21 protein-coding genes and 1 pseudogene are annotated in these 23,387 nt (G+C 62.8%); 14 read left to right on the top strand and 8 right to left on the bottom strand.

The features are described 5' to 3' along the window. Window positions 1-61: 61 nt before the first annotated feature. The 4 genes from D0Y60_RS13365 to D0Y60_RS13350 all read left to right on the top strand — a co-directional run bounded on the left by D0Y60_RS13365 (window position 62) and on the right by D0Y60_RS13350 (window position 4,695). Window positions 62-685 carry a response regulator transcription factor gene (locus D0Y60_RS13365; RefSeq protein WP_117370462.1) on the top strand — a complete coding sequence of 208 codons (624 nt, stop codon included), beginning with the start codon at window positions 62-64 and terminating at the stop codon, window positions 683-685. A gap of 103 nt (window positions 686-788) precedes the next feature. Next, window positions 789-2,165, top strand: coding sequence for a glutamate-1-semialdehyde 2,1-aminomutase (locus tag D0Y60_RS13360; RefSeq protein ID WP_117370461.1), 1,377 nt, complete (start codon window positions 789-791; stop codon window positions 2,163-2,165). A 130-nt stretch (window positions 2,166-2,295) separates the two neighbouring features. Continuing rightward, window positions 2,296-3,366 (top strand): SDR family oxidoreductase, encoded by a 1,071-nt coding sequence (locus D0Y60_RS13355; RefSeq protein ID WP_117370460.1) that lies wholly within the window; start codon window positions 2,296-2,298, stop codon window positions 3,364-3,366. A 9-nt stretch (window positions 3,367-3,375) separates the two neighbouring features. Then, window positions 3,376-4,695 (top strand): DUF4910 domain-containing protein, encoded by a 1,320-nt coding sequence (locus D0Y60_RS13350; protein WP_117370459.1) that lies wholly within the window; start codon window positions 3,376-3,378, stop codon window positions 4,693-4,695. Here D0Y60_RS13350 and rfbC read toward each other — a convergent pair. Beyond that, window positions 4,686-5,231 (bottom strand): dTDP-4-dehydrorhamnose 3,5-epimerase, encoded by a 546-nt coding sequence (rfbC, locus tag D0Y60_RS13345; RefSeq protein WP_117370458.1) that lies wholly within the window; start codon window positions 5,229-5,231, stop codon window positions 4,686-4,688. The genes D0Y60_RS13350 and rfbC overlap by 10 nt on opposite strands. A 289-nt stretch (window positions 5,232-5,520) precedes the next feature. Here rfbC and D0Y60_RS13340 point away from each other — a divergent pair, with 289 nt between their 5' ends. From D0Y60_RS13340 to D0Y60_RS13315, 6 genes are all read left to right on the top strand, one after another. Then, the gene (locus tag D0Y60_RS13340; protein ID WP_117370457.1) at window positions 5,521-6,816 is read left to right on the top strand and encodes a class I SAM-dependent methyltransferase; all 1,296 of its coding nucleotides are present in this window, start codon (window positions 5,521-5,523) and stop codon (window positions 6,814-6,816) included. Then, complete coding sequence (locus D0Y60_RS13335; RefSeq protein WP_117370456.1) at window positions 6,813-7,625, top strand: glucose-1-phosphate cytidylyltransferase; 813 nt, start codon at window positions 6,813-6,815, stop codon at window positions 7,623-7,625. Before D0Y60_RS13340 ends, D0Y60_RS13335 begins: the two co-directional genes overlap by 4 nt. Further along, window positions 7,622-8,275: a PIG-L deacetylase family protein gene (locus D0Y60_RS13330; RefSeq protein ID WP_117370455.1), complete on the top strand. Its 654-nt coding sequence runs from the start codon at window positions 7,622-7,624 to the stop codon at window positions 8,273-8,275. Before D0Y60_RS13335 ends, D0Y60_RS13330 begins: the two co-directional genes overlap by 4 nt. Before the next feature lie 67 nt (window positions 8,276-8,342). Beyond that, on the top strand, window positions 8,343-9,146 hold the full coding sequence (locus D0Y60_RS13325) for a response regulator transcription factor (protein ID WP_117370454.1): 804 nt from the start codon (window positions 8,343-8,345) through the stop codon (window positions 9,144-9,146). Window positions 9,147-9,174: 28 nt separating this feature from the next. Further along, window positions 9,175-10,698, top strand: coding sequence for a GumC family protein (locus tag D0Y60_RS13320; RefSeq protein WP_117370453.1), 1,524 nt, complete (start codon window positions 9,175-9,177; stop codon window positions 10,696-10,698). Between the two features lie 13 nt (window positions 10,699-10,711). Then, on the top strand, window positions 10,712-11,956 hold the full coding sequence (locus D0Y60_RS13315) for a polysaccharide biosynthesis/export family protein (protein WP_117370452.1): 1,245 nt from the start codon (window positions 10,712-10,714) through the stop codon (window positions 11,954-11,956). Window positions 11,957-11,959: 3 nt separating this feature from the next. Here the strand turns inward: D0Y60_RS13315 and D0Y60_RS13310 are convergent, their stop codons facing one another. The 3 genes from D0Y60_RS13310 to D0Y60_RS13300 all read right to left on the bottom strand — a co-directional run bounded on the left by D0Y60_RS13310 (window position 11,960) and on the right by D0Y60_RS13300 (window position 15,757). Continuing rightward, window positions 11,960-12,931, bottom strand: a complete 972-nt coding sequence (locus D0Y60_RS13310) for a glycosyltransferase family 2 protein (RefSeq protein WP_117370451.1) — start codon at window positions 12,929-12,931, stop codon at window positions 11,960-11,962. Between the two features lie 3 nt (window positions 12,932-12,934). After that, window positions 12,935-14,410 carry an oligosaccharide flippase family protein gene (locus tag D0Y60_RS13305; RefSeq protein ID WP_117370450.1) on the bottom strand — a complete coding sequence of 492 codons (1,476 nt, stop codon included), beginning with the start codon at window positions 14,408-14,410 and terminating at the stop codon, window positions 12,935-12,937. A 111-nt stretch (window positions 14,411-14,521) separates the two neighbouring features. Continuing rightward, window positions 14,522-15,757: a polysaccharide pyruvyl transferase family protein gene (locus D0Y60_RS13300; RefSeq protein ID WP_117370449.1), complete on the bottom strand. Its 1,236-nt coding sequence runs from the start codon at window positions 15,755-15,757 to the stop codon at window positions 14,522-14,524. A gap of 218 nt (window positions 15,758-15,975) precedes the next feature. Here D0Y60_RS13300 and D0Y60_RS13295 point away from each other — a divergent pair, with 218 nt between their 5' ends. From D0Y60_RS13295 to D0Y60_RS13285, 3 genes and pseudogenes are all read left to right on the top strand, one after another. Next, window positions 15,976-17,175: a glycosyltransferase family 4 protein gene (locus tag D0Y60_RS13295; protein ID WP_117370448.1), complete on the top strand. Its 1,200-nt coding sequence runs from the start codon at window positions 15,976-15,978 to the stop codon at window positions 17,173-17,175. Window positions 17,176-17,202: 27 nt separating this feature from the next. Further along, complete coding sequence (locus D0Y60_RS13290; protein WP_117370447.1) at window positions 17,203-18,549, top strand: DUF4038 domain-containing protein; 1,347 nt, start codon at window positions 17,203-17,205, stop codon at window positions 18,547-18,549. Between the two features lie 676 nt (window positions 18,550-19,225). Further along, window positions 19,226-19,558, top strand: a pseudogene (locus D0Y60_RS13285) (hypothetical protein); the annotation flags it as partial. A 144-nt stretch (window positions 19,559-19,702) separates the two neighbouring features. Here the strand turns inward: D0Y60_RS13285 and D0Y60_RS13280 are convergent. The 4 genes from D0Y60_RS13280 to D0Y60_RS13265 all read right to left on the bottom strand — a co-directional run bounded on the left by D0Y60_RS13280 (window position 19,703) and on the right by D0Y60_RS13265 (window position 22,593). Next, window positions 19,703-19,990, bottom strand: a complete 288-nt coding sequence (locus tag D0Y60_RS13280) for a hypothetical protein (protein ID WP_117370732.1) — start codon at window positions 19,988-19,990, stop codon at window positions 19,703-19,705. Window positions 19,991-20,599: 609 nt separating this feature from the next. Then, on the bottom strand, window positions 20,600-21,643 hold the full coding sequence (locus D0Y60_RS13275) for an HWE histidine kinase domain-containing protein (RefSeq protein WP_117370446.1): 1,044 nt from the start codon (window positions 21,641-21,643) through the stop codon (window positions 20,600-20,602). Window positions 21,644-21,732: 89 nt separating this feature from the next. Then, entirely contained in the window at window positions 21,733-22,086 is a 354-nt protein-coding gene (locus D0Y60_RS13270) for a response regulator (RefSeq protein ID WP_245409174.1), read from the bottom strand. A gap of 177 nt (window positions 22,087-22,263) precedes the next feature. Next, a complete protein-coding gene (locus D0Y60_RS13265; RefSeq protein ID WP_117370445.1) occupies window positions 22,264-22,593 on the bottom strand; it encodes a hypothetical protein in 330 nt (109 codons plus the stop codon). 378 nt (window positions 22,594-22,971) lie between these two features. Here D0Y60_RS13265 and D0Y60_RS13260 point away from each other — a divergent pair, with 378 nt between their 5' ends. Continuing rightward, complete coding sequence (locus D0Y60_RS13260) at window positions 22,972-23,262, top strand: hypothetical protein (RefSeq protein WP_117370444.1); 291 nt, start codon at window positions 22,972-22,974, stop codon at window positions 23,260-23,262. Window positions 23,263-23,387: the final 125 nt, after the last annotated feature.

Below are 23,387 nucleotides of genomic sequence, written 5' to 3'. Positions count from 1 at the left end.
GCCAGCTTTCACGCCCGTCAATCCGGCAAAGACTGCTTTGGCAAATACGCGGATACTGGACATGATCGACGAACGGACACTTGATCGCGAGTGTCTTTCCCAAAGTCTTGTCTCGCACGGTCTCGATATGACGATCGTGCTCTTCAACTCCATCGAAGCCTGGATGTCGAAATATGTCGAGGCATCGAGCGGTGTGCTGATCAATGTCGGCAGCCGCGACTGCACCGAGCCGCGCATCGAAAACGACCTCCGCATGCTCGTTTCGCGGTTCCCGGATCTGCCGGTCATCATCCTTTCGGACAACCATGACCTGCGACAGGTCCTGACGGCGCTCGATCTCGGCGTCAGAGGGTTCATTCCCTCGGCCGTGGGCATTTCAGTCTGCGTGAAAGCAATCTCGCTGGCGCTTTCGGGCGGCGTTTTCATCTCCACCGAGAGCCTGCCCGAACTGCGCAGGCTGATGTCGGCCGCCGACCAGCAGGAGCGCAAGCGGGCCGAAATCTTCACCTGCCGGGAAGAGGACGTCATCGCGATGCTCAAGCTCGGCAAGGCCAACAAGATCATAGCCTATGAGCTCGACCTGCGCGAAAGCACCGTTAAGGTCCATATCCGCAACATCATGAAGAAGCTCAAGGTCCGCAACCGGACGGAAGTGATCTTCAAGCTCAACGACCTCTACGACTGACCCCCTACGCCTATCGGTCATACCCCATCCACCAAGAGCGCGGATGCGCGCGCCGCGGAGCGGGCGATAGTGCCCAAGAGGCCGGAATGCAGAGGAGATTGCGATGGACGCCTTCATTCAGGACTTCGAGAACTCCGACAGGCTGCGCCGGCGTGCGCACCAGATCATCCCGGGCGGCGCGCATACCTATGCCAAGGGCGACGACCAATATCCGGTCCTGTCGCCGGGCTTCATCGTCAATGGCTACGGCTGTCATGTGTGGGACGTCGACGGCAATGCCTATATCGAATACGGCATGGGCAACCGTGCGGTCGGTCTCGGACATGCCTATCGTCATGTCGTGGAGGCCGTCGCACGCCAGCTGGAATTCGGCTGCAACTTCACGCGGCCTGCGCGCATCGAGATCGAATGCGCTGGGACCTTCCTCCAGATGGTTGCGGGCGCCGACATGGTCAAGTTCTGCAAGGACGGCTCGGACGCGACCTCGGCGGCGGTGCGTCTTGCGCGGGCGGCAACGGGCAGGGACCTTGTCGCGCGCTGCCGGGACCACCCGTTTTTTTCGACTGATGATTGGTTCATCGGCACCACCGATATGAATGCCGGCATTCCCGAGGCTGTCCGCGACCTGACACTTGGCTTCCGTTACAACGACCTCGACGACGCGCGCGATCTGTTCGCCCGCCATCCGGGCAGGATCGCCGCCCTCATTCTCGAGGCCTCGCGCGGGGACGAGCCGGTTGAGGGCTATCTGCAGGATTTGCAGGCGCTTTGCCACCGCAACGGCGCGCTGTTCATTCTCGACGAGATGATTACCGGCTTCCGCTGGGCGCGGGGCGGCGCGCAGGAGTATTACGGGCTGCGGCCGGACCTCTCGTGCTTCGGCAAGGCGCTCGGCAACGGCTTCGCCATCTCGGCGCTCGCTGGCAAGCGTGAATTCATGGCGCTCGGCGGCATCGAGCAGACCGAGAGGCCTCGCGTCTTCCTGCTGTCGACCACCCATGGCGCCGAAACCCATGCTATGGCAGCGGCGATCGCGACCATGCATGTCTATGCGCAGGAGCCTGTCATCCCGCATCTGCGTAGCCAGGGGCTAAGGCTCAAGGCCGGCATCGAGCAGGCGATCGCCCGGCACGGCCTCCAGCGCTTCGTCGGTGTCACGGGCCATCCCGCCTGCCTCTCCTATTTCGCGAAGGACAGGACCGGCACGCCCTCGCAGGCGTTCCGGACGCTGCTATTGCAGGAAACCATCCGCCGCGGCGTGCTCGCGCCGTCGCTCGTGGTGAGCTACACGCACGGCAACGACGAGATCGACCAGACGGTGGAGGCCTTCGACGGCGCGCTCGGCGTCTATCGCCTCGCCCTCGACCACGGCATCGAGTCCTACCTGGTCGGACGCCCCTCCGGCGTCGTCTTCCGCCGCTACAACACCGCGCCCGAGCCTTGCACCGGCGAGCCGGTGGCGAAGGCGAAGACCGCCTGACCTGTCCGAAAGCGGTAGGGCGGGCCGTCGATACGCCTTTCGGGTAATTGCCGCCGTCTTTGTCGTCAATCGTGGTCCGCCCTGCCGCGCCGTAGCATCTCTTTCAGCAACGAAGCCGGGAGATGCGGACATGAAGGTGCTTGTGACGGGACACCAGGGTTATATCGGCGCCGTGATGGTGCCGATCCTCCTTCGGGCTGGGCATGAGGTGCACGGTTACGACAGCAAGCTTTACCGGCGCTGCGCCTATGCGCCGGGCGGGCCGATGACCGAGGTTCCCTCAATCCTGAAAGATGTCAGGGACATCACGCCCCAGGACCTCGAAAGCTTCGATGCCGTCATCCATCTTGCGGCGCTGTCGAACGATCCGCTGAGCAATCTCGATCCCGACGTCACCTACGACATCAACCACAAGGGCAGCGTGCGCGTCGCGCGGGCGGCGAAGGAGGCGGGCGTCGCCCGCTTCCTCTTCGCCTCCTCCTGCAGTAACTACGGTCTCGCCGGTGAGGACCTCGTTGCCGAGAACGCGCCGCTCAATCCCGTGTCGGCTTATGGCCGCTCCAAGGTGATGGCGGAAGCCGATATTGCCGGGCTGGCGGATGCCGGCTTCTGCCCGGTATTCCTGCGGCCAGCGACGGCCTACGGCCTGTCGCCCATGCTGCGCTTCGACATCGTGCTGAACAATCTTGTCGCCTGGGCTGTCACGCGGGGCGTCATCCTCTTGAAGTCGGACGGCACGCCCTGGCGGCCGATCGTCCATGTCGAGGATATTTCCGGCGCCTTCCTGGCAGCCCTCGAAGCGCCCGCGGAAGTAGTCTTCGCCGAGGCGTTCAATGTCGGCCGCACGGAACACAACTACCAAGTCCGCGACATCGCCGACGTCGTGGCGCGCACCGTGCCGGGCTGCCGGCTGGAATATGCCAGCGAGGCCGGGCCGGATGCGCGCTCCTACCGCGTCGATTTCGGCAAGATCGCGCGGACACTTCCGGCCTTCCGTCCGAAATGGGACGTGGTCGCCGGGGCCGAGCAGCTCCATGACGCCTATCGCGGCGCCGGCCTCACGCTTCAGGAGTTCGAGGGGCCGCGCTACCAGCGCATTGGCCATATCCGCGCGCTTCTCGCCAGCAACACGATTGACCGGCACCTCAGGTGGCGGCCGGCGGCCAAGGCCCCGGCGGATATGCTGGCGGTGCGCGCCTGAGGGATGGCAATGAACGAGGCGGCCCGGATTTCCCCATCGGTGGACGGCGCGGCCGATATCGGCGACGAACTCCATGCGCTCGTCTCCCGGCTCTTTCCGATCGGCCGCAGCATCACCGGAGAGGGCGTGCGCCGCACGCTTGCGATCCTGTCGGAACACGTCGATCTCGCGGTCCGCGAAGTGCCCACGGGCACCGAGGTCTTCGACTGGACGGTGCCGCAGGAGTGGACGGTGCGCGACGCCTATGTCCGCGCGGCGAATGGTAAGGTCGTGGTCGATCTTGCGGCATCCAACCTGCATCTCGTCGGCTACAGCGAACCGGTGGCGCGGCGCATGCCGCTCGCCGAGCTTCGCCCTCATATCCACACGCTGCCGGACCAGCCGGATCTCATTCCCTACCGGACAAGCTACTACAGCCGGAGCTGGGGCTTCTGCATGGCGCACCGCGACTATCTGGCACTGGAGAAGGGGGACTACGACGTCTTCATCGACACCACGCTCGCCGCCGGCGCGCTCACCTATGGCGAGGCCTTCCTGCCGGGCGAAACCGAGCGCGAGGTGCTGCTGACCGCCCATATCTGCCACCCGTCGCTCGCTAACGACAATTGCTCGGGCCTCGCGGTGCTCGCACTCGTTGCCAGGGCGCTTGGCCGGCGGCGCAGGCGGTTCGGCTATCGTTTCCTCTTCGCGCCCGGCACGATCGGCGCGCTCTGCTGGCTTGCCGCAAACGAGGCGCGGCTTTCGCGCATCGACCACGGCCTCGTCGTCTCCTGCGTCGGCGATGGCGGCGGGCCGGTCTACAAGCGCAGCCGCCGCGGCGATGCGACGATCGACCGGGCCATGGAGGCGGTCCGGTGTGACGGCCGCAGGGTGACGATGCTCGATTTCAGCCCTTTCGGCTATGACGAGCGGCAGTTCTGCTCGCCGGGCTTCGATCTGCCGGTCGGCCTTCTCCAGCGCAGCGCCTTCGGAACCTTTCCCGAATACCATACCTCGGCGGATAATCTCGATATCGTGCGGCCGGAGCATCTTGCCTCCTCCTTTCGCATGATCATGGACATCGTCGATGTAATCGAAACCGACCGGGTACCCCTGAACCTCTCGCCGAAGGGGGAGCCGCAGCTCGGGCGGCGGGGGCTCTACTCGGCGACCGGCGGCCACAAGACGACGTCCGATATCACCATGGCCTATCTCTGGGTGCTGAACCTTGCGGACGGCCGCCATTCGCTGCTCGATATCGCCTGCCGCTCTGGTTTGCCGTTCTCGGCTATTGCCGCCGCCGCGACGCGGCTTGAAGAGTGCGGGCTGCTGGGCGACGCTCAGGCATAATGGTCGGATTCCGCAAGGAGCGGCCAATTCCTGTCCTTTTCCGACATCACCGCCGGTTTTGCCGGCCAGTCTATCGCAAAGGCGGGATCGTCGTAGCGCGCACCGGCAGCGGACGCCGGGTCGTAACGCGCGGATATGAGGTAGCCGACGACGGCATCCTCCGTCAGCGACAGGAAGCCGTGGGCGAAGCCTTCCGGAATATAGAGCTGGCGCATGTTGTCGGCGCTGAGTTCCGCCGCCGTCCAGCGGCAATAGCTGCGCGATTGCGGGCGCAGATCGACGGCCACGTCCCAGATCACCCCCTTCAGGCAGGACACCAGCTTGACCTCCTGGTGCGGCGCGCGCTGGAAATGCAGGCCGCGAAGCGTGTGCTTCTTGACCGAGCGGGAAAGGCTGTGTTGGACGAAACGATGTTCGAGGGCCAGCGCTTCCATTTCGTCGATACAGAAGGTCCTGGCGAAGGAACCCCGCTCGTCTGTCAAGGGCGACGCTTCGATCAGCCACACGCCGTCGAGATCGGTCCTGGTGAACAGCATCGGCTTGTCCTTTCCTGCCTCCCTCGATCCTGACGGATGAAATCCTTCTGCCAAGTGCGGTTTCCGGCGTATTGCAAAGGCCGAGGCGGTAGGATGGTGAAGATTCGCTTAAGCACGTTTCATAGTGCTACGCCTTTCGGACAGGTTCGGTGTTCGCAAAGTAGTATGGCAGGCTTCGTATTCCACGCCTAATCTGGCACCACGTCGAGAAACGGTCCCTTTGCGGATAGGCTATCTTCGATCGCCTCCTCCTTCGGTCTGGACCGGGTATTCCCTTGGAGGCGTTGCCATGAGTTTTCAGGCCAGCCATTCGCTTGCGCAATCTCACAGCCTGTCGCTCAGGCCGGCCTGCCGGCTGTGCGGCAGAACCTTGAAGCACACCGTCGTCGATCTCGGCATGTCGCCGCCGTGCGAAAGCTTCCGCCAGGAAAGCGAACTCGGCCTGATGGAGGCATATTATCCCTTGCATGTGCGCGTGTGCGAGGAGTGTTTGCTGGTGCAGCTGGAGGAATATGTCAGCCGGGAGAGCATCTTCGAGGAGTATGCCTACTTCTCCTCTTACTCCACTAGCTGGGTGGCGCATGCGGAGCGCTATTGCGACCGCATGATCGATCGCTTTGCCCTCCACGCGCGCAGCTTCGTGGTCGAGATCGCCAGCAATGACGGCTATCTCCTGCAGCATTTTGTGGCGCGGGGCATTCCCGTGCTCGGCATCGAGCCGGCGATCAATGTCGCGGAGGTGGCGATTGCCCGTAACATCCCGACGAAGACCGCCTTCTTCGGCAAGCGAATTGCCGGCGACATGGCGGCAGCCGGCCAGAAGGCCGACCTGATCGTCGCCAACAACGTGCTCGCGCAGGTCCCCGACCTCAATGATTTCGTAGGCGGCATGAAGCGCATCCTCAAGCCCGAGGGTGTCGTGACGCTGGAGTTCCCCCATGTCGCGACGCTGATCGCGCAGAACCAGTTCGATACGATCTACCACGAGCACTTCTCGTATTTTTCCCTGTTCACGGTACAGGTCGCCGCCCGGCTGCACGGCCTGGAGATCTTCGACGTCGAGGAACTGCCGACCCATGGCGGGTCGCTGCGCGTTTATCTCGGCCATGCCGGGCGCTCGGGGGTGATCAGCCCAAATGTCGCTGCGCTCCTTGAACGGGAACGTCGCTCCGGCCTGCATGGCGTGGAGGCCTATACCTCCTTTGCCGTGCGCGCGCGGCAAGCCAAACGCAACCTCCTCTATTTCCTCATCAGCGTGAAGGAGCGGGGGGCGAGTATCTGCGGCTACGGCGCGCCCGGCAAAGGCAATACGCTTTTGAACTATTGCGGGATCGGCACGGATTTCCTCGATTTCACCGTCGACCGGAATCCCTACAAGCACGGCCGGTTCACGCCGGGCATGCACATTCCAATCCTGCCCGTCGAGGCGATCGATCGCCACCGGCCAGACTATATCCTGATCCTGCCCTGGAACCTCAAGGCCGAGATCGTCGCCCAGATGCGCCATGTCGGCGAATGGGGTGCCAAGTTCGTCGTTCCCATTCCCGAGGTCGCCATCCTCGATCCGCTGGAGGATCTGTCATGAAGGTCGTGCTCTTCTGCGGCGGGCGGGGAACGCGCCTCCGCGAATATTCGGAAGCCGTGCCCAAGCCCATGATCCCGCTCGGCGCGCAGCCGATCCTGCGCCATGTCATGCAGTATTACGCCTCCTACGGCCACGACGACTTCACGCTCTGCCTCGGTTACAAGGCGAATGTGATCAAGGACTTCTTCCTGAACTGCCGGCCGCAGACGTTTTCGGATTGCATCGTCTCCGGTGAGGGGCGGGTCGAGCTGCTCGGCGAAGCGCAGGAGCACTGGCGCATCGCGCTGATCGATACCGGCATCTGGCGCAATATCGGCGAACGGCTGTGGGCCGTGCGCGAGCAGGTGAAAGGCGAGCGTATCTTCCTGGCCAATTACAGCGACGGCCTGACCGACGTTGACCTCGACGACATGGTCGCCCGGTTCGAAGCGAGCGGCAAGCTCGCCTGTTTCCTCGCGGTCCGGCCGCCGCTCACCTACCATCTCGCCGATATAGACGAGGTGGGCCGTGTCCGCGAATTCCGCTCGTCGGACACGTCGGAGATCTGGATCAACGGCGGCTATTTCCTGATGCGCAACGAGATCTTCGACTACATGCGCGAGGGCGAGGAGCTGGTGCTCGAACCCTTCGAGCGGCTGATCAAGGACGACATGCTGATGGCCTACAAGCACGAGGGCTTCTGGCGCTCCATGGACACGCTGCGCGACTGGCAGATGCTGGAGGAAATGGTCGAGCGCGGCGAGATGCCGTGGGTCCGCCAGACGGAGGGAGAGCGCATATCCAGGCTGCGCAGGGTCGGCCGGCCATGAAGACGCTGCCCCTCGCTTCCGCCGGACATCGTTTGCGGGTCCTCTGCCTCGGCGCGCATGCCGACGATATCGAGATCGGCGCGGGCGGCACGATCCTTGGCCTGATCGCGGCCGGCGTGGAACTGGAGGTCCATTGGTGCGTCATGAGCGCGACGCCGGAGCGGGCCGCCGAAACGCGCCAGGCTGCCGCCGCCTTCCTCGCAGGTGCCATCTCCACCACGGTCGAGGTCTGCGGGTTCGAGGACAGCTACTTTCCAAGCCAGAGCCGCGAGATAAAGACTTTCATGCTGGCATTGCGTGATAGGGTCGAGCCGGACGTCATCTTCACCCACAGCCGTCGCGATGCCCATCAGGATCATCGGGAGCTAAATAAGCTGACAACGAATATATTCCGGGACCACTTCGTCTTAGAATATGAAATCCCGAAATGGGATGGCGACATCACGGAGCGCAATGCCTACGTGCCTCTGCCTCCGGATGTCATCGATCGCAAGATCGATCTGCTCATGGAACATTTTGCGACGCAACGGTCCAAGGACTGGTTCCACGCGGATGTCTTCCGGGGATTAGCCCGCATGCGCGGCATGGAGTGCCGATCGCCCTCGCTTTTCGCGGAGGCTTTCACGGTGCGCAAGATGGCCCTCGCATAGGGCAGACAGCACGGATCGACGCAGACCCAGACTCGTAATTCTGACCAGGAAATTAGTGAGGGGTACCATGGCGAGAGACGACGAAGCGGATTTCGACGAAGAGTCGATCGATATTTTCCGGACAAGGAATTCGATCGGCAGCGACCCGCGCGCCGAGTCCAGGGAGTACATCGACCGGCAACAGCCTCAGCAATATGCCGCAAGCGACTATGTCGCGATCTTCGACAAGCGGAATCTCGACCGGGAATGTCTCGCCAACAGCCTGCATTCGCATCGCATCGGTATCAGCGTCTTCACCTTTTCAGGACTTGCCGCCTGGCAGCAGGGCAAGGCCAACCTCGGCACTCTTCGCGCCAGCCTCGTCAATATCGGCAGCAGGAATGTCTCCGAGCCCGATCTCAGGGATGAGATCACGCAGCTCCTGACGACGCTGGAGCCGGTGCCGGTGGTGGTGCTGTCCGACAACCAGACACTCGACCATGTTCTCGAGGTCATCGACCTCGGCGTCCACGGCTTCATTCCAAGCTCCGTCGATATCGATATCTGCATCGAGGCGATCGGGCTTGCCATTGCCGGCGGACAGTTCGTTCCTGCCAGCAGCGTGCTTGCGATGCGCGGCCTTCTCGGCAGCTATCCGCAAAAGGTCTGCGGCCGATCCGCCTTCACGGTGCGCCAGGCCGCGGTCGCCGAAGCGCTGCGCCGGGGCAAGGCGAACAAGATCATCGCCCGCGAACTCAACCTTTGTGAAAGCACGGTGAAGGTTCACATCCGCAACATCATGAAGAAGCTCGGCGCGACCAATCGCACGGAGGTCGCCTGCAAGGTCGGCGAGATCATGTCCGACGAGACCTATCAGAACAGCCGGGCGTGAACCCGGCTCCCATAACAGGAATTCAGTCATGATCTGGTCAGAGAAACCGGCCGCCCCGGAGGAGTTCGTCCTACCCCGGGTCCTTACCGTCATTGTCGACCGCCGGTGGCCCATTCTGGCCTGTCTTGTCGCGGGTGTAGCGATTGCGGGCATCGGCTATCTCGACCAGCCGTCGCGCTACAATGCGGAGGCGGTGCTGGCGCTGGACATGCGCAAGTTCCAGGCCTTGCCGACGGAATCCGTCGTTTCGCCGCTGCCGCAGGAAAGCCCGGTGCTGCGCACCGAGGTCGATATCATCAGCTCCCGTTCCATGGCCGAGAGGGTTCTGGCCGATCTGCAGGCGGAGGGTATCGATGCCGCCAAGGACTTCGGCCTGACGGCGGAAAACGGGGCCGGCCAGGCGGCGCTGTCCGACCGTATGAACCGCGCCGGCACCGATCGGCGTGTCCTGCTCGACAGCCTCATCTCCGGCGTCCGCGTCACCAATGACGGCCGTTCCTACACGATCTATGTCGCCTTCAGCGGCATGGAGCCCGAATTCACGGCCGCAGTCGCCAATGCCTATGCCGAGGCCTACATCAACTATCAGGTCGATGTGCAGACGACGGCGACGCGCCGGGTCAGCGACTGGCTTGGAACGCGCCTCGTCAGCCTGCGCAGCGAGCTGGAGCGCTCGGAACATGCGGCGACTTTGTTCCGCGAGAAATCCGGCATTGCCAAGTCGAACGGCACGACCCTGCTGTCCCAGCAGATCGCCGGCCTGAACACCGAGCTGGCGCGGCTGAGGGCCCAGCTTGCGGGGTCGGTTGCGCGTCTTGCGACGGCGGTTGACATGTCGGATGGAAAAACTGGCCTTGCCCTTCCGGAGGTGCTGAATTCAGTGGCGATCCAGCAGCTGCGTACCGAGGAAGCCCGTCTCAAGCGCCAGCTTGCCGCGATCAGCGAAAGCGGCGCGGTCAAGAACCCGCAAATTCCGGAGCTGACCTCGCAGCTGGAGACGATCCAGGCGCAGATCGGCGCGGAGGTGGAGCAGATCGTCGATAGCCTGCGCACGGAAATCGAGGTCACGCGACGCCAGCAGACCGGCCTGGAGGCGAGCCTGAAGCAGCTGCAGGCGGAGATGTCGAACGCCAACGAGGCGATCGTGCAGGCCGACCAGCTCGACCGCGAGGCCAGCGCCAACCGGGCGATCTACGAGAGCTATCTCACGCGCTACAAGCAGACGATCGAGCAGGACGGCATCGCGATGGCGGAGGCGCGCATCATTTCGCGCGCGGTGCCGTCCGGATCGCCGTCGAGCCCGAGCGCGTCCGCCTGGCTAATCGGCGGGCTGGTGTTCGGCCTCGCGGGCGGTGCGCTTGCGGCGCTGCTTCTCGAATTGCGCGCCAGCTTCCTGCGCCGTCCCCATTCGGGCGAAAACCGTGCCGTCATCCCGCACGATCTCGGAATGCCGGAACGTCGTCCCTTCATCGCCGACTATCCCGGCCCGGCGTCCGAGGTCAGAAAACGTATGGAAACGCCTGTCGACAGGCCCTCTATCGTCGGGATGTAAGGTTAAAAGCACCATGGCACGCATCCAAGCCAATCATCACGCCCAGCGGCGTATTCTACGCCCAGCCGTTTTTGCCTGCCTCCTGCTCCTGGCGGCTTCGGTGACGCCGGCAAGCGCCCAGAACCAAGGCTACACGGTGGCCAGCGGCGATGTGCTGCGCGTCACGGTCTATGGCGATCCGGGATTGAGCGGGTCCTTTCCCATCGGCACGGACGGCACGATCGGCTATCCGCTGCTCGGCAACGTCGCCGTGACCGGCAAGGGCGTCGACGAGGTCCGCCAGGCCATCGATGCCGGGCTGAAGGAGCATATCGCCAACCTGTCGGTCGCGGTCGTCGTGGAAGCCTATGCGCCGGTCTTCGTCGTGGGCGAAGTCCAGAAGCCCGGGCGCTACGAGTTCCGCCCCGGCATGATCGCGCTCGAGCTTTTCGCGCTCGGCGGCGGGCAGAAGGAGGTGCTGGCGCAGGGCGACAATGCCGGCGTGCGGCTTGCCGGACTGCGGCAGGATTATGCCGATCTCGGCGTGCAGCTTCTCGGGCAGGACGTGAAACGGGTTCGCCTCGAGGCGGAGCTGATCGGCCAGCCCTTCACCTATCTGCCGAGTGAGGAGATCGGCACCCCGGACCCGCGCATCGTCCGCCAGGTCGTGGACGCCGAGCGCACGCTGTTCGAGCTGCGCCGCGCGACGCTCGACGCCGAGCTGAAAAGCCTGGAGCAGCAGAAACTCGGCTATCTCGACGAGATCGACACGCTGGAGAAGAGCGGCAAGCTGCGCGACGGCGAGCTCACCCTGCTGGACGAGGATGTCAAGCTCGCCCAGAGCATGGTGGAGCGCGGCCTGACGCCGAAGACGCAGCTGCGCGACAAGCAGCGGGAAATATCGGCGACCAACCGCGACGTGCTAGAATTCGGCTCCTTCCTCGCCCGCGCCCGGCAGAACCTGACGGTGATCGATGGCCGTCTCAAGTCGCTGCGCGGGCAGCGCCGCGGCGAAGTGGCGGCGGAGCTGCGGGAGTTGAACATTGATATTCTGCGCCTTCGCCGAAAGATGACCTACAGCCTGCAGGCGATGGCCGAGGCCGGCATCGCCTTTGACAAAAAGGACGGAACGCGACAGGCGGCCTACCGCTTCTCTGCTGTGCGGCTGGTCGATGGAAAGTACAGCGAAGTAACGGTCGGCCAGACGGATCCGGTGCGTGCCGGCGACATCCTGCGGGTGAGCCTTGACCTTGATGAAGGCGACGTTGCGGCGCGCTGAAGTCTATCGTAGGACCTTGGAGAGAAGGGAGCGCATGCGCGGCACCGTATCGGGCCGGTGCAGCAGATAGCCGAGCGGCGGCAGCACGGCGGTCGCCGGCGCCATGCGGAAGGCGAGCATCAGCAGCTTCCACGCCTGCCTGTTTCCCCGGAGCGCATGCGACACCGCCGACCAGTAAGCGCGCTCGGCAATGCCGCGCCGGGCGCGGCGGCGCAACGTCTCCGCCCCGTCGAGCCAACGTCCCTCATGGTAGAAGAAACTCTCGGCCGCATCCGCCGTATGGCGGATGTGCAGTATCTGGTGCGCCCAAAGGTCCGTGGACCGGTTCGCATTGTGCGAACGGATGCCCGCCTGGATGCAATCCAGTTCGGCGACGGTTCCGTGCAAGGCAAGCCGCAGCCAGAGTTCGTAGTCGTCGCTGTGCGGCAGGGCCGGCCGATAGTGGCCGGCGCGTTTCTGCACGCTCGTGCGCACGACGATGGACGGTCCGGGGATCTGGAAGACACCGAGGCGGCAGAAGCGCTCGATGAAGGCCCGCCCCGTCATCAGCGTCACCGGCGGGGCGGCGGGCTGCGCTTCGATCTCGGGGATCGGCGCATCGCCCCGGATCGCGACGTCGCGGCCGTAGGAGAAGGCGATGGCGCGGTCCCGTTCCATGACGGATGTCGCCCGGCGCAGTGCGCCCGGCACCAGGAAATCGTCCGCGAAGAGCAGGAGGAAGTAGTCGCCCCGCGCCCAGTCGATCCCCGCATTGAAGGAGGCGTGGGGGCCGATGTTTTCCGGCCGCAGCAGCAGTTCCACCCGCGGATCACCGAAGGCGAGGCGTTCGGCGACCGCGACGCTGTCGTCCGTCGAGGCATTGTCGACGATCAGGACGCGCACATCGTGCATGTCCTGCGAGAGCACGCTTTTCACGCAGGCTTCGAGATAGCGGCCGTAATTGTAGTTCGGAATGACGACGTCGACGCTCGGCATGGCTCAGGCCCCCGATGCGACGAGAAACCGGCGCAGGCGGCGGGCATGGTCGCGGCCGGCGGCGAGCAGGATGTGCAGTTCGGCGAGGAACGGGTGGCGCGTGGCGAGCAGCCCGATCAGCCAGCCGATGCCGGCAAGGAGGATCGCGGCGCAAAACCCGGGCAGGCCCGCGTCTGGATGTCCGGGCAGTGCCAGCAGTACGACCGGCCCTGCCAGCGAGAAACCGGTGACGACGGCGCTCGGCATCAGTGCTGTGAGAAGGCCAAGCAGGGAAAAGCGAACGTGGCGATGCACGAAGACGAGCGCGACCAGCATTTGGAGGGGAAGCGAGACGAACTGGCTGAGCGCCATTGCCATCACACCGTAGAGGCTGGCGGCGCAAAGGATGCCGGCGGCAAAGCAGCGCGAGACAAGGCTTGCCAGGAACGCGTCCCTGTTGCGGCCGAGCGCCAGGAGAAGCGGCCCCGTCACGATAACGGGCAGCCAGAAAACGGCGGCGAGCGCCAGAACGCGCACGACCGGCACGGCTTCCGCCCATTGCGGGCCGAGCACGATGCCCACGATCGACGGCGCGAGAAGCGAGATCAGCGCCGCACCCGGCCAGTAGAGAACCGACAGATAGGCGAGCACGCCGAGATAGGTCTTCTCGATGTCGTGCCCCTCCCGCACGCGGCTTGCCAGTGCTGGGAAGGCCATGCTGTGGAAGGCTGACATGATGATGCGGTCGGGTATGCCGCACAGGGCGTTCGACCGGTTGTAGAGCGCGACCGAGGTCATGGAGGCGATCCGGCCGAGGATCAACTGCGGCACGGTCTCGTGAATGCGCTCCACCACGAGTGCGGCCCCCTTGAACAGGCCGAAGGCCAGCACCTCGCGCCAGCGCGCAAGGCCTGGGCGGAAAATCGCCGCTGCGGGAAACGGCGAACAGGCAACGGCCAGCATCGCGAGCGTGAGCGACCCCGCAAGCATGCCCCATGCGAAGCTGACGGGACCGAAGCCGAGGATGGCGAGCGCGATCGTTACAAGCGCGGTCGTCAGCGAAACCGCCGTGCGGATGCAGGCGAGCGCGCCAAAACCCATCTCGCGCCGGAGCAGGGCGATGACGGGCTGGGCCTGGGACTCGGCCAGTCCCGCCGCCGCAGCGAGCAAAAGGAAGAAGGAGAGGTCCGGCGCGGCATAGAAGCGGGCGACGAGGCCCGACACGGCGACGAGGCCGCCAGCGATCACCGCGCTGACGGCGACTTGAAGCGTCAGCGCTGTGCGCAGCGCCTCGGCATCGACGGTGCTGCGCTGGATGAGGAATTCCGGCGTCACGAATTCGCGGGCGGAGAAGGCGACGACGGCGACCGCGAGACCCGTCACCGCCTCGCCGATTTCGCCGGGCGTCAGGATGCGGGCCATGATCACCAGCACCGTGAAATTGATGAGCAGCGCGAAATACTGCTCCAGCGATGCCATAACATAAGCGCGTCGGACCATGCTGCTCACGCTTTCCGGAAAGGGCTGGGGGCTTCTGGTCTCTGGGGCATGGCTTCACTCCGCCGGTTGCAACGAGGATAGGCGCATGGGGGACGGTGGCCACTTGTCCATTCAGCGTAGGGCATCCTGTGCAAGGGGTAGGCTTTTCCCGCCGCGAGCGACCAGCACCTGCGAGAGAAGCAGGTCCTGCTGCCGGACAAGCTCCGAGCGGATCGCTGCGTTGCGGCGGGCAATCGCGCTTTCGGCGGCGGCGAGGTCGGCGAGCACGGTGTCCACCTGCCGCAGGACCTGCTCGACGTCGAAGGTCTCGATGTGGTGGCAGAAATCGGCCCGGCCGAATTCGGTCATGAGTTCGTCGTTCTTGTCCGCATAGCCGAGCGACAGCGCCGGCCGGTCGAGCTTAAGGGTGCAGAGCAGGTTGTGAAAGCGCGAGACGATGGCGAGATCGACCTTCAGGATCTCATCCATGACCGCATGCAGCGAGACGGTGCGCGCTGCCGAAAGGTGGCCGTGGGTGCCGTTTTCCGGGAGGGCGGCGAGGATATCGTCGAGGGCCCGCTCATCGGATGTGTCGCCCATGAAGAGGCGCACGTCATGCCCGTCGTCGAGCAGCCGGCGCGCGATCGCCGCGATCTTGTCCACGTAGGTGCGGTAGATGGCATTGCCGTCCGCATGGTCGCGCTCCCATCCCCGATAGCGCATGACGCCGATGCCGATTGTCGCGGGTATTTGTCGGCGCTGCATCGCATTGGGGCGGACGGGCTCGCGCAATCCGAAGGCAAGGTCGGGGAAGCGGTGGTCCGAAGCGGTATCGATGCCCAGGCCCTGGACGTAACGGAGCGAAAAGTCGTCGCGGTAGGAACGATAGGTGGCCATTCGCGCCGCGGATGTGAGAAACCAGCGGCTGAGGGCGCCGCGGATCGGGCCGGCGCCGATGCTGACGAAGGCGATGCGGGCGCCGCGCAGCCTGGCGGCAAGGCACCACCAGTAGACGATGAACGGCCAGCCGAACGGCGTCTCCTGGAAGTCGTCGAGGATGCCCGTCCCCGGGATGACCATCACGTCCACGCCGCCGAGCACCCGCAGGATCGAGACCAGGCCGGTGAGCCGGCCGTGGATCCGTCCGAGCCTCCCATCGAACCAACGCAGCAACGGGTGGACGAAGGCCGCGCCGCGAAGGCCGGTCACCTCAAGCGCGAAGCGCTCGCCGATCGCCACGGGATTGGAGCAGATGCACAGCAGGGCCGCATCGGGGCACGCACGGCGCATGAAAACGAGCATCGCTTCCAGCGAACCGTCATTTCCCGAGTTTCCGGACCCGAACTGCCCGAGCAAGGCGATCTTCATGGAATGTCCACCGCTGTCGATTGGGATCTGAAGGGATTGCCAAAGCGGCCGCACTATCGCGCCGTGACGCGGTGCGGAAAACGCGGATATTTGGCGACCGGACCTCCGCCGAAAGAGGTAGGGAACCGGCCGTCTCCTGCGAAGGGCCGCTTGCGCCGTCCAAGGCCCAGCTTCCGTGACGGCGCATCCGGTTGGACAAGGGAGGCAGAGGGCCGCCCATGAAGATCGCCTATTTCGTCCTGCCGCATCTCGGCGGCACCTATACCGTGTTCCGGCATCTGCGCGCCGGCCTGGCGCCTGATGGCATCGAGCTTTGCTGGCTCGGCCTGACACTTGCCGGGCAAGGCCTTCCCGCCGGCATGGAGCGGGAGGCCGCGTTCGGCACGCTCGTCGAGGCGACCGCCTCGGACGATGGGAAGAGCACCGCCCGCCTGATGGAGCGGGCAATCTTGGCCGGCGGCTTCGACGGCGTCGTCGTCAACGTGCTCAGCGACCGTGTGCAGACCAATATCGTGCGCTATCTTCCCCCCTATCTCCTGCGCCTTATGGTCGTGCACAACATCACGCCGGGAACCTATGCGGCGGCGGAGGCGATCCGGCCCTATGTGCATGCGACGGTCTGCGTTTCGCAGCGCTGCCGCGACGACCTCGTGAAACGCCATCAATTCCCCGCCGGGCGCACCTTCGTCATTGCGAACGCCGTTTCCCTGGACGCCTTTCCCGCAGCCGACCGGCCGGCGCGGCCGATCGGGCAGGGGCTTCGCCTCCTGTTCCTCGGGCGGATCGAGGATGCCTCGAAAGGGATCCTGTGGCTGCCCGATATTCTGGAGCGGCTGCCTGCGTCATCGACATTGACGATCGCTGGCGATGGTCCAGATCTCAAGCGGCTGAAGGCCACCATGCCGGGGGTGACGCCGCGCGTCGTCTATACCGGGGCCGTCGCGGCGGATGCCGTGCCGGCGTTGCTGGCGGCCCACGACGTCTTCCTCATGCTGTCGCGCTACGAGGGCCTGCCGATGGCGCTGGTGGAGGCCATGGCCGCCGGATGCGTGCCTGTCGCCTCGGCGCTTCGCGGCGTCACCGACATGATCGTGGAGAATGGACAGGACGGGCTGCTCTTTCCGGTCGGCGATACCGCGAGGGCCGCCGCCATCGTCCGCGCGCTGGACAAGGACCGTGCGCAGCTTCACGGTCTTTCGCTCGGCGCGCGCCGCAAGGTCGCGGGCGCCTTCACGGTGGAGCGCATGGCGGCGCAGTATGCGGCGGTGCTGCGCGATATCGCGGCAAACCCGCCGCCGCTCGCTGCCCCCCTTGCGCTGGACGGCTGGTCGATGCCGCGCGGCCTGCGGGCCGGCCTGCGCACCTTCCTGCCATCACCCCTGAAGAACTGGCTGCGGGGTGTGCGGGAGCGGCTTTGAACCGCGGCGCCGGCCAAGGGAGCGGATATGATGCGAACCATTGCCTTTTCCATGCGGCTCTGCCTCGTGCTGCTTGCCTTGCTGGCCGGCGACGCCCCGCCCGCCAGCGCCGAGGTCCGCTTTCCACTGCGCATCGCCGCCGCAGGCACCTATCTGGAGGACGCGGCCGGAAAACCCTTTCTCATTACCGGCGATGCGGCCTGGTCGCTGATCTCGGACCTGCCGGCCGAAGACGCCGATCTCTACATCGCCGATCGCAAGGCGCGCGGCTTCAACACCATCCTGGTCTCGCTGATCGAGCATGAATTCGCCCGCAACGCGCCGAACAATGCCGCTGGTATCCCCCCGTTCCTGGTGCCCGGCGATTTTACGCGGCCGAACGACCGCTATTTCTCCGATGCCGAACATGTGCTCGACGCCGCATTCCGGGCCGGCATGCTGGTCCTGCTGGCGCCCGCCTATGCCGGCGCGAACGGCGGGCCGCAGGGTTGGTATGCCGAGATGGCGGCCGCCGGTCCCGATGCGCTGCGCGCCTACGGACGCTATGTCGGCAAACGCTATGCCCGCTATCCCAATATCGTCTGGGTGCAGGGCGGCGATTACGATCCGCCGGACCGCGCGCTGGTCGAGGCGCTGGCGGAAGGCATCGCGGAGGGCGCGCCCGGCGCGATGCAGACCGTGCACGGCAACCGCGACACTGCGACTGCCGCCTATTGGCCCGATGCCAGATGGCTGGCGCTCGATACGGTCTATACCTACGAGGACGTCGCCGCCGCCGTGCAGGCGCGCTATCGCGCCGGCCCGCATCGACCCTTCTTCCTGATCGAAGCGCGCTACGAAGGCGAGCATGGGGTGGAGGCGGCCGAGATCCGCAAGATCGCCTATGGCGCCCTCCTGTCGGGCGCGAGCGGCCAGGTCTTCGGCAACAATCCCGTCTGGCATTTCGGCGGCCCCGCGCTTTACGACACGCCCGCGGAGTGGCGTGAGGCGCTTGCCAGTCAGGGGGCCGTGAGCATCGGCCATCTGGCGGGCCTGTTCGCGCGTTTTGACTGGTGGAAGTTGAAGCCCGATGACGGCCGGTTCATGCGCCATGTCGAGGGGGCGCCATCCGTCTCCACCGTATCAGCCGTTGCGGACGACGGGACCTTCGCTGTCGTCTATATCGACGGTGCGGTCTCGATCGACCTTGATCCATCTGTTCTTACTGCATTGACCGGGTCCATCGAATGGTACGATCCTTCAACCGGAGCGAGAATGCTGACGAAGCCTGAAGCCGATTTGCGACGATTGGTGGTTCCCGCATTGTCGCGTGCATCACATGTTGAAGATTGGCTTGTAGTTTTGCGGGCGGAAAGCCGGTTACGGAGCGAATAAATTATTCGACGTCCCTAACTTTGGGGGCTTAAATCCGTCTAACCAGGTGATTCCTATAAGTATTAATTTCCGCGCAGGTCAAAAGCCGATCGGTAGCAACAGAAATTCCGTATGTTTACTGGGGCGCCAGCGCGGATCGATGGCTGTACGATAACAGGCCTTAGCTTTTCGTTGCCGCCGGCGACCGGCTGGCACGGAATTGATTTGCGACGCGGAATGCGCCAGTCGCTGCTGCACCTCATCTCGTCGGGTCCCAGTTCTGGCTTAACATTTCCCAGGTGCCAATTCAGCAATTCCCTGTTCGAGCTGTAAGGGAATGTCATGCAAAGCCCCAATTTTAATTAGTTAAATTTTGACGCGCGGCCTAGAGGAAGGCAGAATCCGGAAAAATCCCTATAAATAGCCTCTTATCAGGGAAAGTCGGCTTCTGAGACGCGTTCGCGTCAGACTGCCTCCGCTACCAAAAATCTCACGCAAAATAGCGCTCTCCCTGAATAACATAAGTTATCTATATTTTTCAGTGCGTTATTGCGGGCGAACCTTGTTGAGACGCTTAATTCACATGCTGATACAGCTCGGCTTCCTGCTAATCGCGGTGCCGTCTCAGTCGGGCAGTTCGCGCAGCCAAAAGTTTCAGAGATTTGGTTGGCGGTTTCTTGAGAACGGTTCGCTTGCTTGGCTTGCCGCCACGGCGGCGGGCGCAGTGGCAGCCGCGGTAGCCGGCGGCGCAGCAGGCGGGCTGATCGGCGCGCTCACGGAATCCGGCGTCTCCGAAGACGATGCACATGTCTATGCGGAGGGGGTTCGCCGCGGCGGAACGCTCGTGACGGCGAAGGTTGACGAAAGCCTCCAGGCGGAGGCCGAAGCCATCCTTCGCAAGTCAAACTGGGTTGATCCCGATCAGCGGCGCGCAGCCTACGCCGAAGAGGGCTGGACCCGGTTCGATGACAGCCTCGCCCCCTACGGGCCGGCGGAAGTCGAACAGGAGCGCCTGCGCTATAGACGCTGAACCATCTCGGAAAAGGCCGGCATTCGCCGGCTTTTTTTATCGAAGTGGCTCGGAAACCTTCGGGTGACCATGATGGGTGGACGACCGATAGTCGAACGACGTAGCGCCCTCATGAGCATTCCCGACTGTCAATCAATCTTGCAATCAGGAAAAGTCACGCGGGGCATCATCCTGGCCAGTTCCATCGCTTTCCAACGCCGCGTCGATCTCTTGCTGGGAGACCTGAAGAAACTGGCGCCTATTGATCGCGACCGAGATCGCGGGAATCTCAAGATGGGTCGCCACCCTCCGATACGCCGTGAAGCTCAGACCTTCTATCAACTCCTCGTCTACGACCAGGCGATAGGTGCCCGCTTCCAGAGGCTCCGAAAGGGACTCCAGGTGAAACGGATACGTGAATGTGATTTCGGTTTCTGTGGTTCTTTCGGTCATTTTGAGCACCGCTTTCTCGCCCTCTTTGTATTCAAGGCCATCAAAGCCATCCCACGGTCAGGATATAGATGACCATGAGAAGGCTCGCAGCGGTTACGACGTAACCGGCTACGGTCGCGAAATCGTGTTTCTTCGGTTGTTGGAATAGGGAAGACATCGTGTCCTCCTCGCTTGGGGCTAGGGTAACAAACCCTCAAACAGCAGCGTCCGTAAAATGGCTGCTGGAGTAATTACAGTGAACCAGTTCCCCTCCTTTGGCAACAACTGGTTTCTGTAATTTAAAGATGCAGTTGACTGCCAATTTTGTGATATTTAATAAGACATGTTGATTGCACTTGTTTTCGACACAATGAAAATCTATATTATTATTGGAATTGCTAATGAGCGCTGGAAAATCTCTGCCGCTCGCAATTGCTGCCATTGCTTCATGCTTTTGACCACGGATGTACTGGCACTGGTAGACAAGCGATAATGAGGAAGGTCGGTGCGGTTTCGCCCCGGCCTTTTTTGTTGGCTTGTCCTGCGAGTGAAAGATCATGTTCGTCGAATGGAGCTGAAGCTGCGAGAAAGGCCTACAGGTTCCGAATATCCAGGAAAGATGCGGTCGTGTCAGCGCGGCGCGGGTTCAATCGCAGACAAGTCGCTTTGCAGCTGGATTCTCGCGAGCGGTAGCGCGGCAAGGAGGACGAACCCTTCTTGCCGGTAGGAAACGGATGCCTCCCCAAAGGCTTGCAGGCTAGAAACGATGAGGCGCGAACCAAAACCCTTGCGGTCCGGTTCGAAATTGACAATGGGCGGGCCATTTATCTCCCGCCAACACACGATGAGAGTCTCCATTCCATCGCGGTGCTCTAAGTCCCAAGATATCTCGACACACCCCTCTTCGTTTGACAAGGCTCCATACTTTGAAGCGTTTGTCAGAAGTTCGTAAAAAACCATTGCAAACGATAGAGCGGCCTGGGGGCCGAGCCGAACATCAGGCCCGTCTGCCCTGATACGGGAGTTCCCCTCCATCCCGATGTTCATGCTGGCGGCCGTCACAAGGTCTGCAAGCGTCGCGCTTACCCAGTCCCTCTGCAACAGGATTTCATGGGCCTTGGCATAGGCGGCAATACGCAACTGAAGTTTGTCGCTCGCATCGTCGAGCGAAACGGCATTCCGCAGCGACTGCGTCACGATCGCTTGGACGACGGACAGCGTATTCTTCATACGGTGAGCAAGTTCATACATGAGGAGGCGTTCACGCTCCGCCCGTTCACGTTCCCCGGTCCTGTCGCGAAGGATCTTGATGAAGCCGATGATCTTGTCATCGGGCGCTCGCAAAGCCATCATCTCGCCTGAAGCCCAGAACATCGTGCCATCGGCGCGCAGATGCCATCGCTCGTCATTGCCCCGGCCCCGGTTGAGGGCAGCGGTCATCTCCTTCTGCGGAACACCGTTTTCCCTATCTTCCTGTGTGAAGAAGACCGTAGCCGGTTTCCCGATCATGTCCTCGGCTTCCCAGCCCAGTATCTTTACCGCGCCTTCGTTCCAGCTCGTTACGAGGCCGTCGAGATCCATGGATATGATGGCGTAATCGATCGCGCTTTGCACGATCGCTTCAAGGAAGCGCTCTCGTGATGAAATCGTTCCGGTATCGCCTGCGATCTTCATGAAGCTATCTCGAACTCGGCCCAGCGAGTTATGCCACGGATCATATCGCGTGCGCAGTCATATATGTGCATCTGGAATGCGGCCGAAATCTAGGCGCGATTCATCGCTTTGAAGCATTCGATGATCTGGTCGAAACCGAATGGCTTTGAAAAGAACTTTGCTCCGGGCGGTAAATCCGTGCTCGCCGGCTTTATCCGGCCGGACGCCACGATGATTCCGGCATCGGGAAAACGCTCGGCAGCTCTATAGGCGACATCAAGGCCGGTCAGCTTACCTGGCAACTGGATGTCCGTAAAAAGCAGATGGATCGTCTGTTCGTTTATGATCTCGATAGCATGCTCTGCCGAGCCGGCATCTAGAACATCGAAGCCCGCCTCATGCAGTGCGTCAACCAATGTCAAGCGGATCAGCACTTCGTCTTCGACGACCAGAATTTTGCACACGATACTCTCCTGCCAATGCTCACCAACCCTTGGAAGCACGCAACGTTCCGTCGTTGATCAAAGTCGCTGTGCATCATCGTGGGTCTTGTGGTTGTCGGGAAAAGGTCGCGCCGGGGGAACCATTTCCGTGCATCCGGGCGACTTCACGCCTTGCTGCCATAGGGAGCACGCAGTTGCTCAGGCATCGAACCGGCACTTTTTTACTATTAATTCCAGCACCGGCATACCGTCCTGGATGTGGTAGGCGTTTGTAACCGCGTCCAGGCACAGCGCCGTAACCACGCCGCCACGAAGAATGTGAGCGACGTCATCAACGACAGATAGCAACAGAACAACCTGGATGCGCCTGAAGCCAGCCTTATCAAATGTCTCGATGACGATGTGTCTCTTGTCTTCATGCGACCGGACAGCGCGTCTTATCGGCTGGACTCCAAAGTTGTTAGAGGGATCAGCCGTGATGTTGTTGCTTGGTTTCGAAAACAGCAGGGGAATTCGCTTGATGCGCATTGTTGCTACACGCCTTGTTGGGGCGGAAGCCTTGCGACCTTCAGCGGTGGCGTCCTTGTCAAAAGCCAACGATGACGAACAGTCCGCGTCGCCGTCTCATCCGTCGACCACTAACTTCGAGGCGCTACCGGCATGAAACGGCCTCAATTGATGGCTTGCCAACGCGTGGTATCGGGCGCAAGCTCGATGTTCCAGCAGCCATTGATAAGGGCGCTGCTGTTTGAGGGTTGGTTACCCTGGCCCTGAAATGAAGGAGGACTCAATGTCTTCCGCATTCTTCCACGAACAGCACAGACATGTATGGACCACTGAGGGCGGCTATGTGTTTTTTGCAGTCAGCCTCACGATGATGCTCGTCCTCCTTATGGAGGGTTGGCTATGGTAATCCTCATCTTCAAAGGGCCCGATATTCCGGGAACGCACCACCGAACTGTCCTTCGGCAGGTTCTCAAGAATGCCGATTATGAGACCCACAGCCTTGCGCCTGGACAGGAAACAAAGAATGAGGACGCGGCAAATCTTATCCGATTGATCAAGTCGGCGACGATCGATGCCGGAAACTATCCTCTATCCCGCAAAGCCCGCGCGCAAGAACAGCGCGCCGGTGTCGAGGTTTGGGAAAATGAGGGCGGTTCCACCGCAGCGTGGCCGCGATGCCCAATCGTCTGACAGCCATCCTTGTCGCATTGGTTTTGACGGTCGGGTTTGTTTGGGCCTACCGCCCGGACCAAAGCCGCTATGATCGCCTTCATCCCTCCCAGTCGCGTCAGCCGGAAGCGTCCCAGTAATTATTC

The sequence above is a fragment of the Shinella sp. WSJ-2 genome (assembly GCF_003432075.1).
In the GTDB taxonomy this organism is placed as follows: domain Bacteria; phylum Pseudomonadota; class Alphaproteobacteria; order Rhizobiales; family Rhizobiaceae; genus Shinella.
The sequence above is the reverse complement of the archived record's forward strand: the minus strand, read 5'-3'. Positions and strand labels throughout refer to the sequence as shown.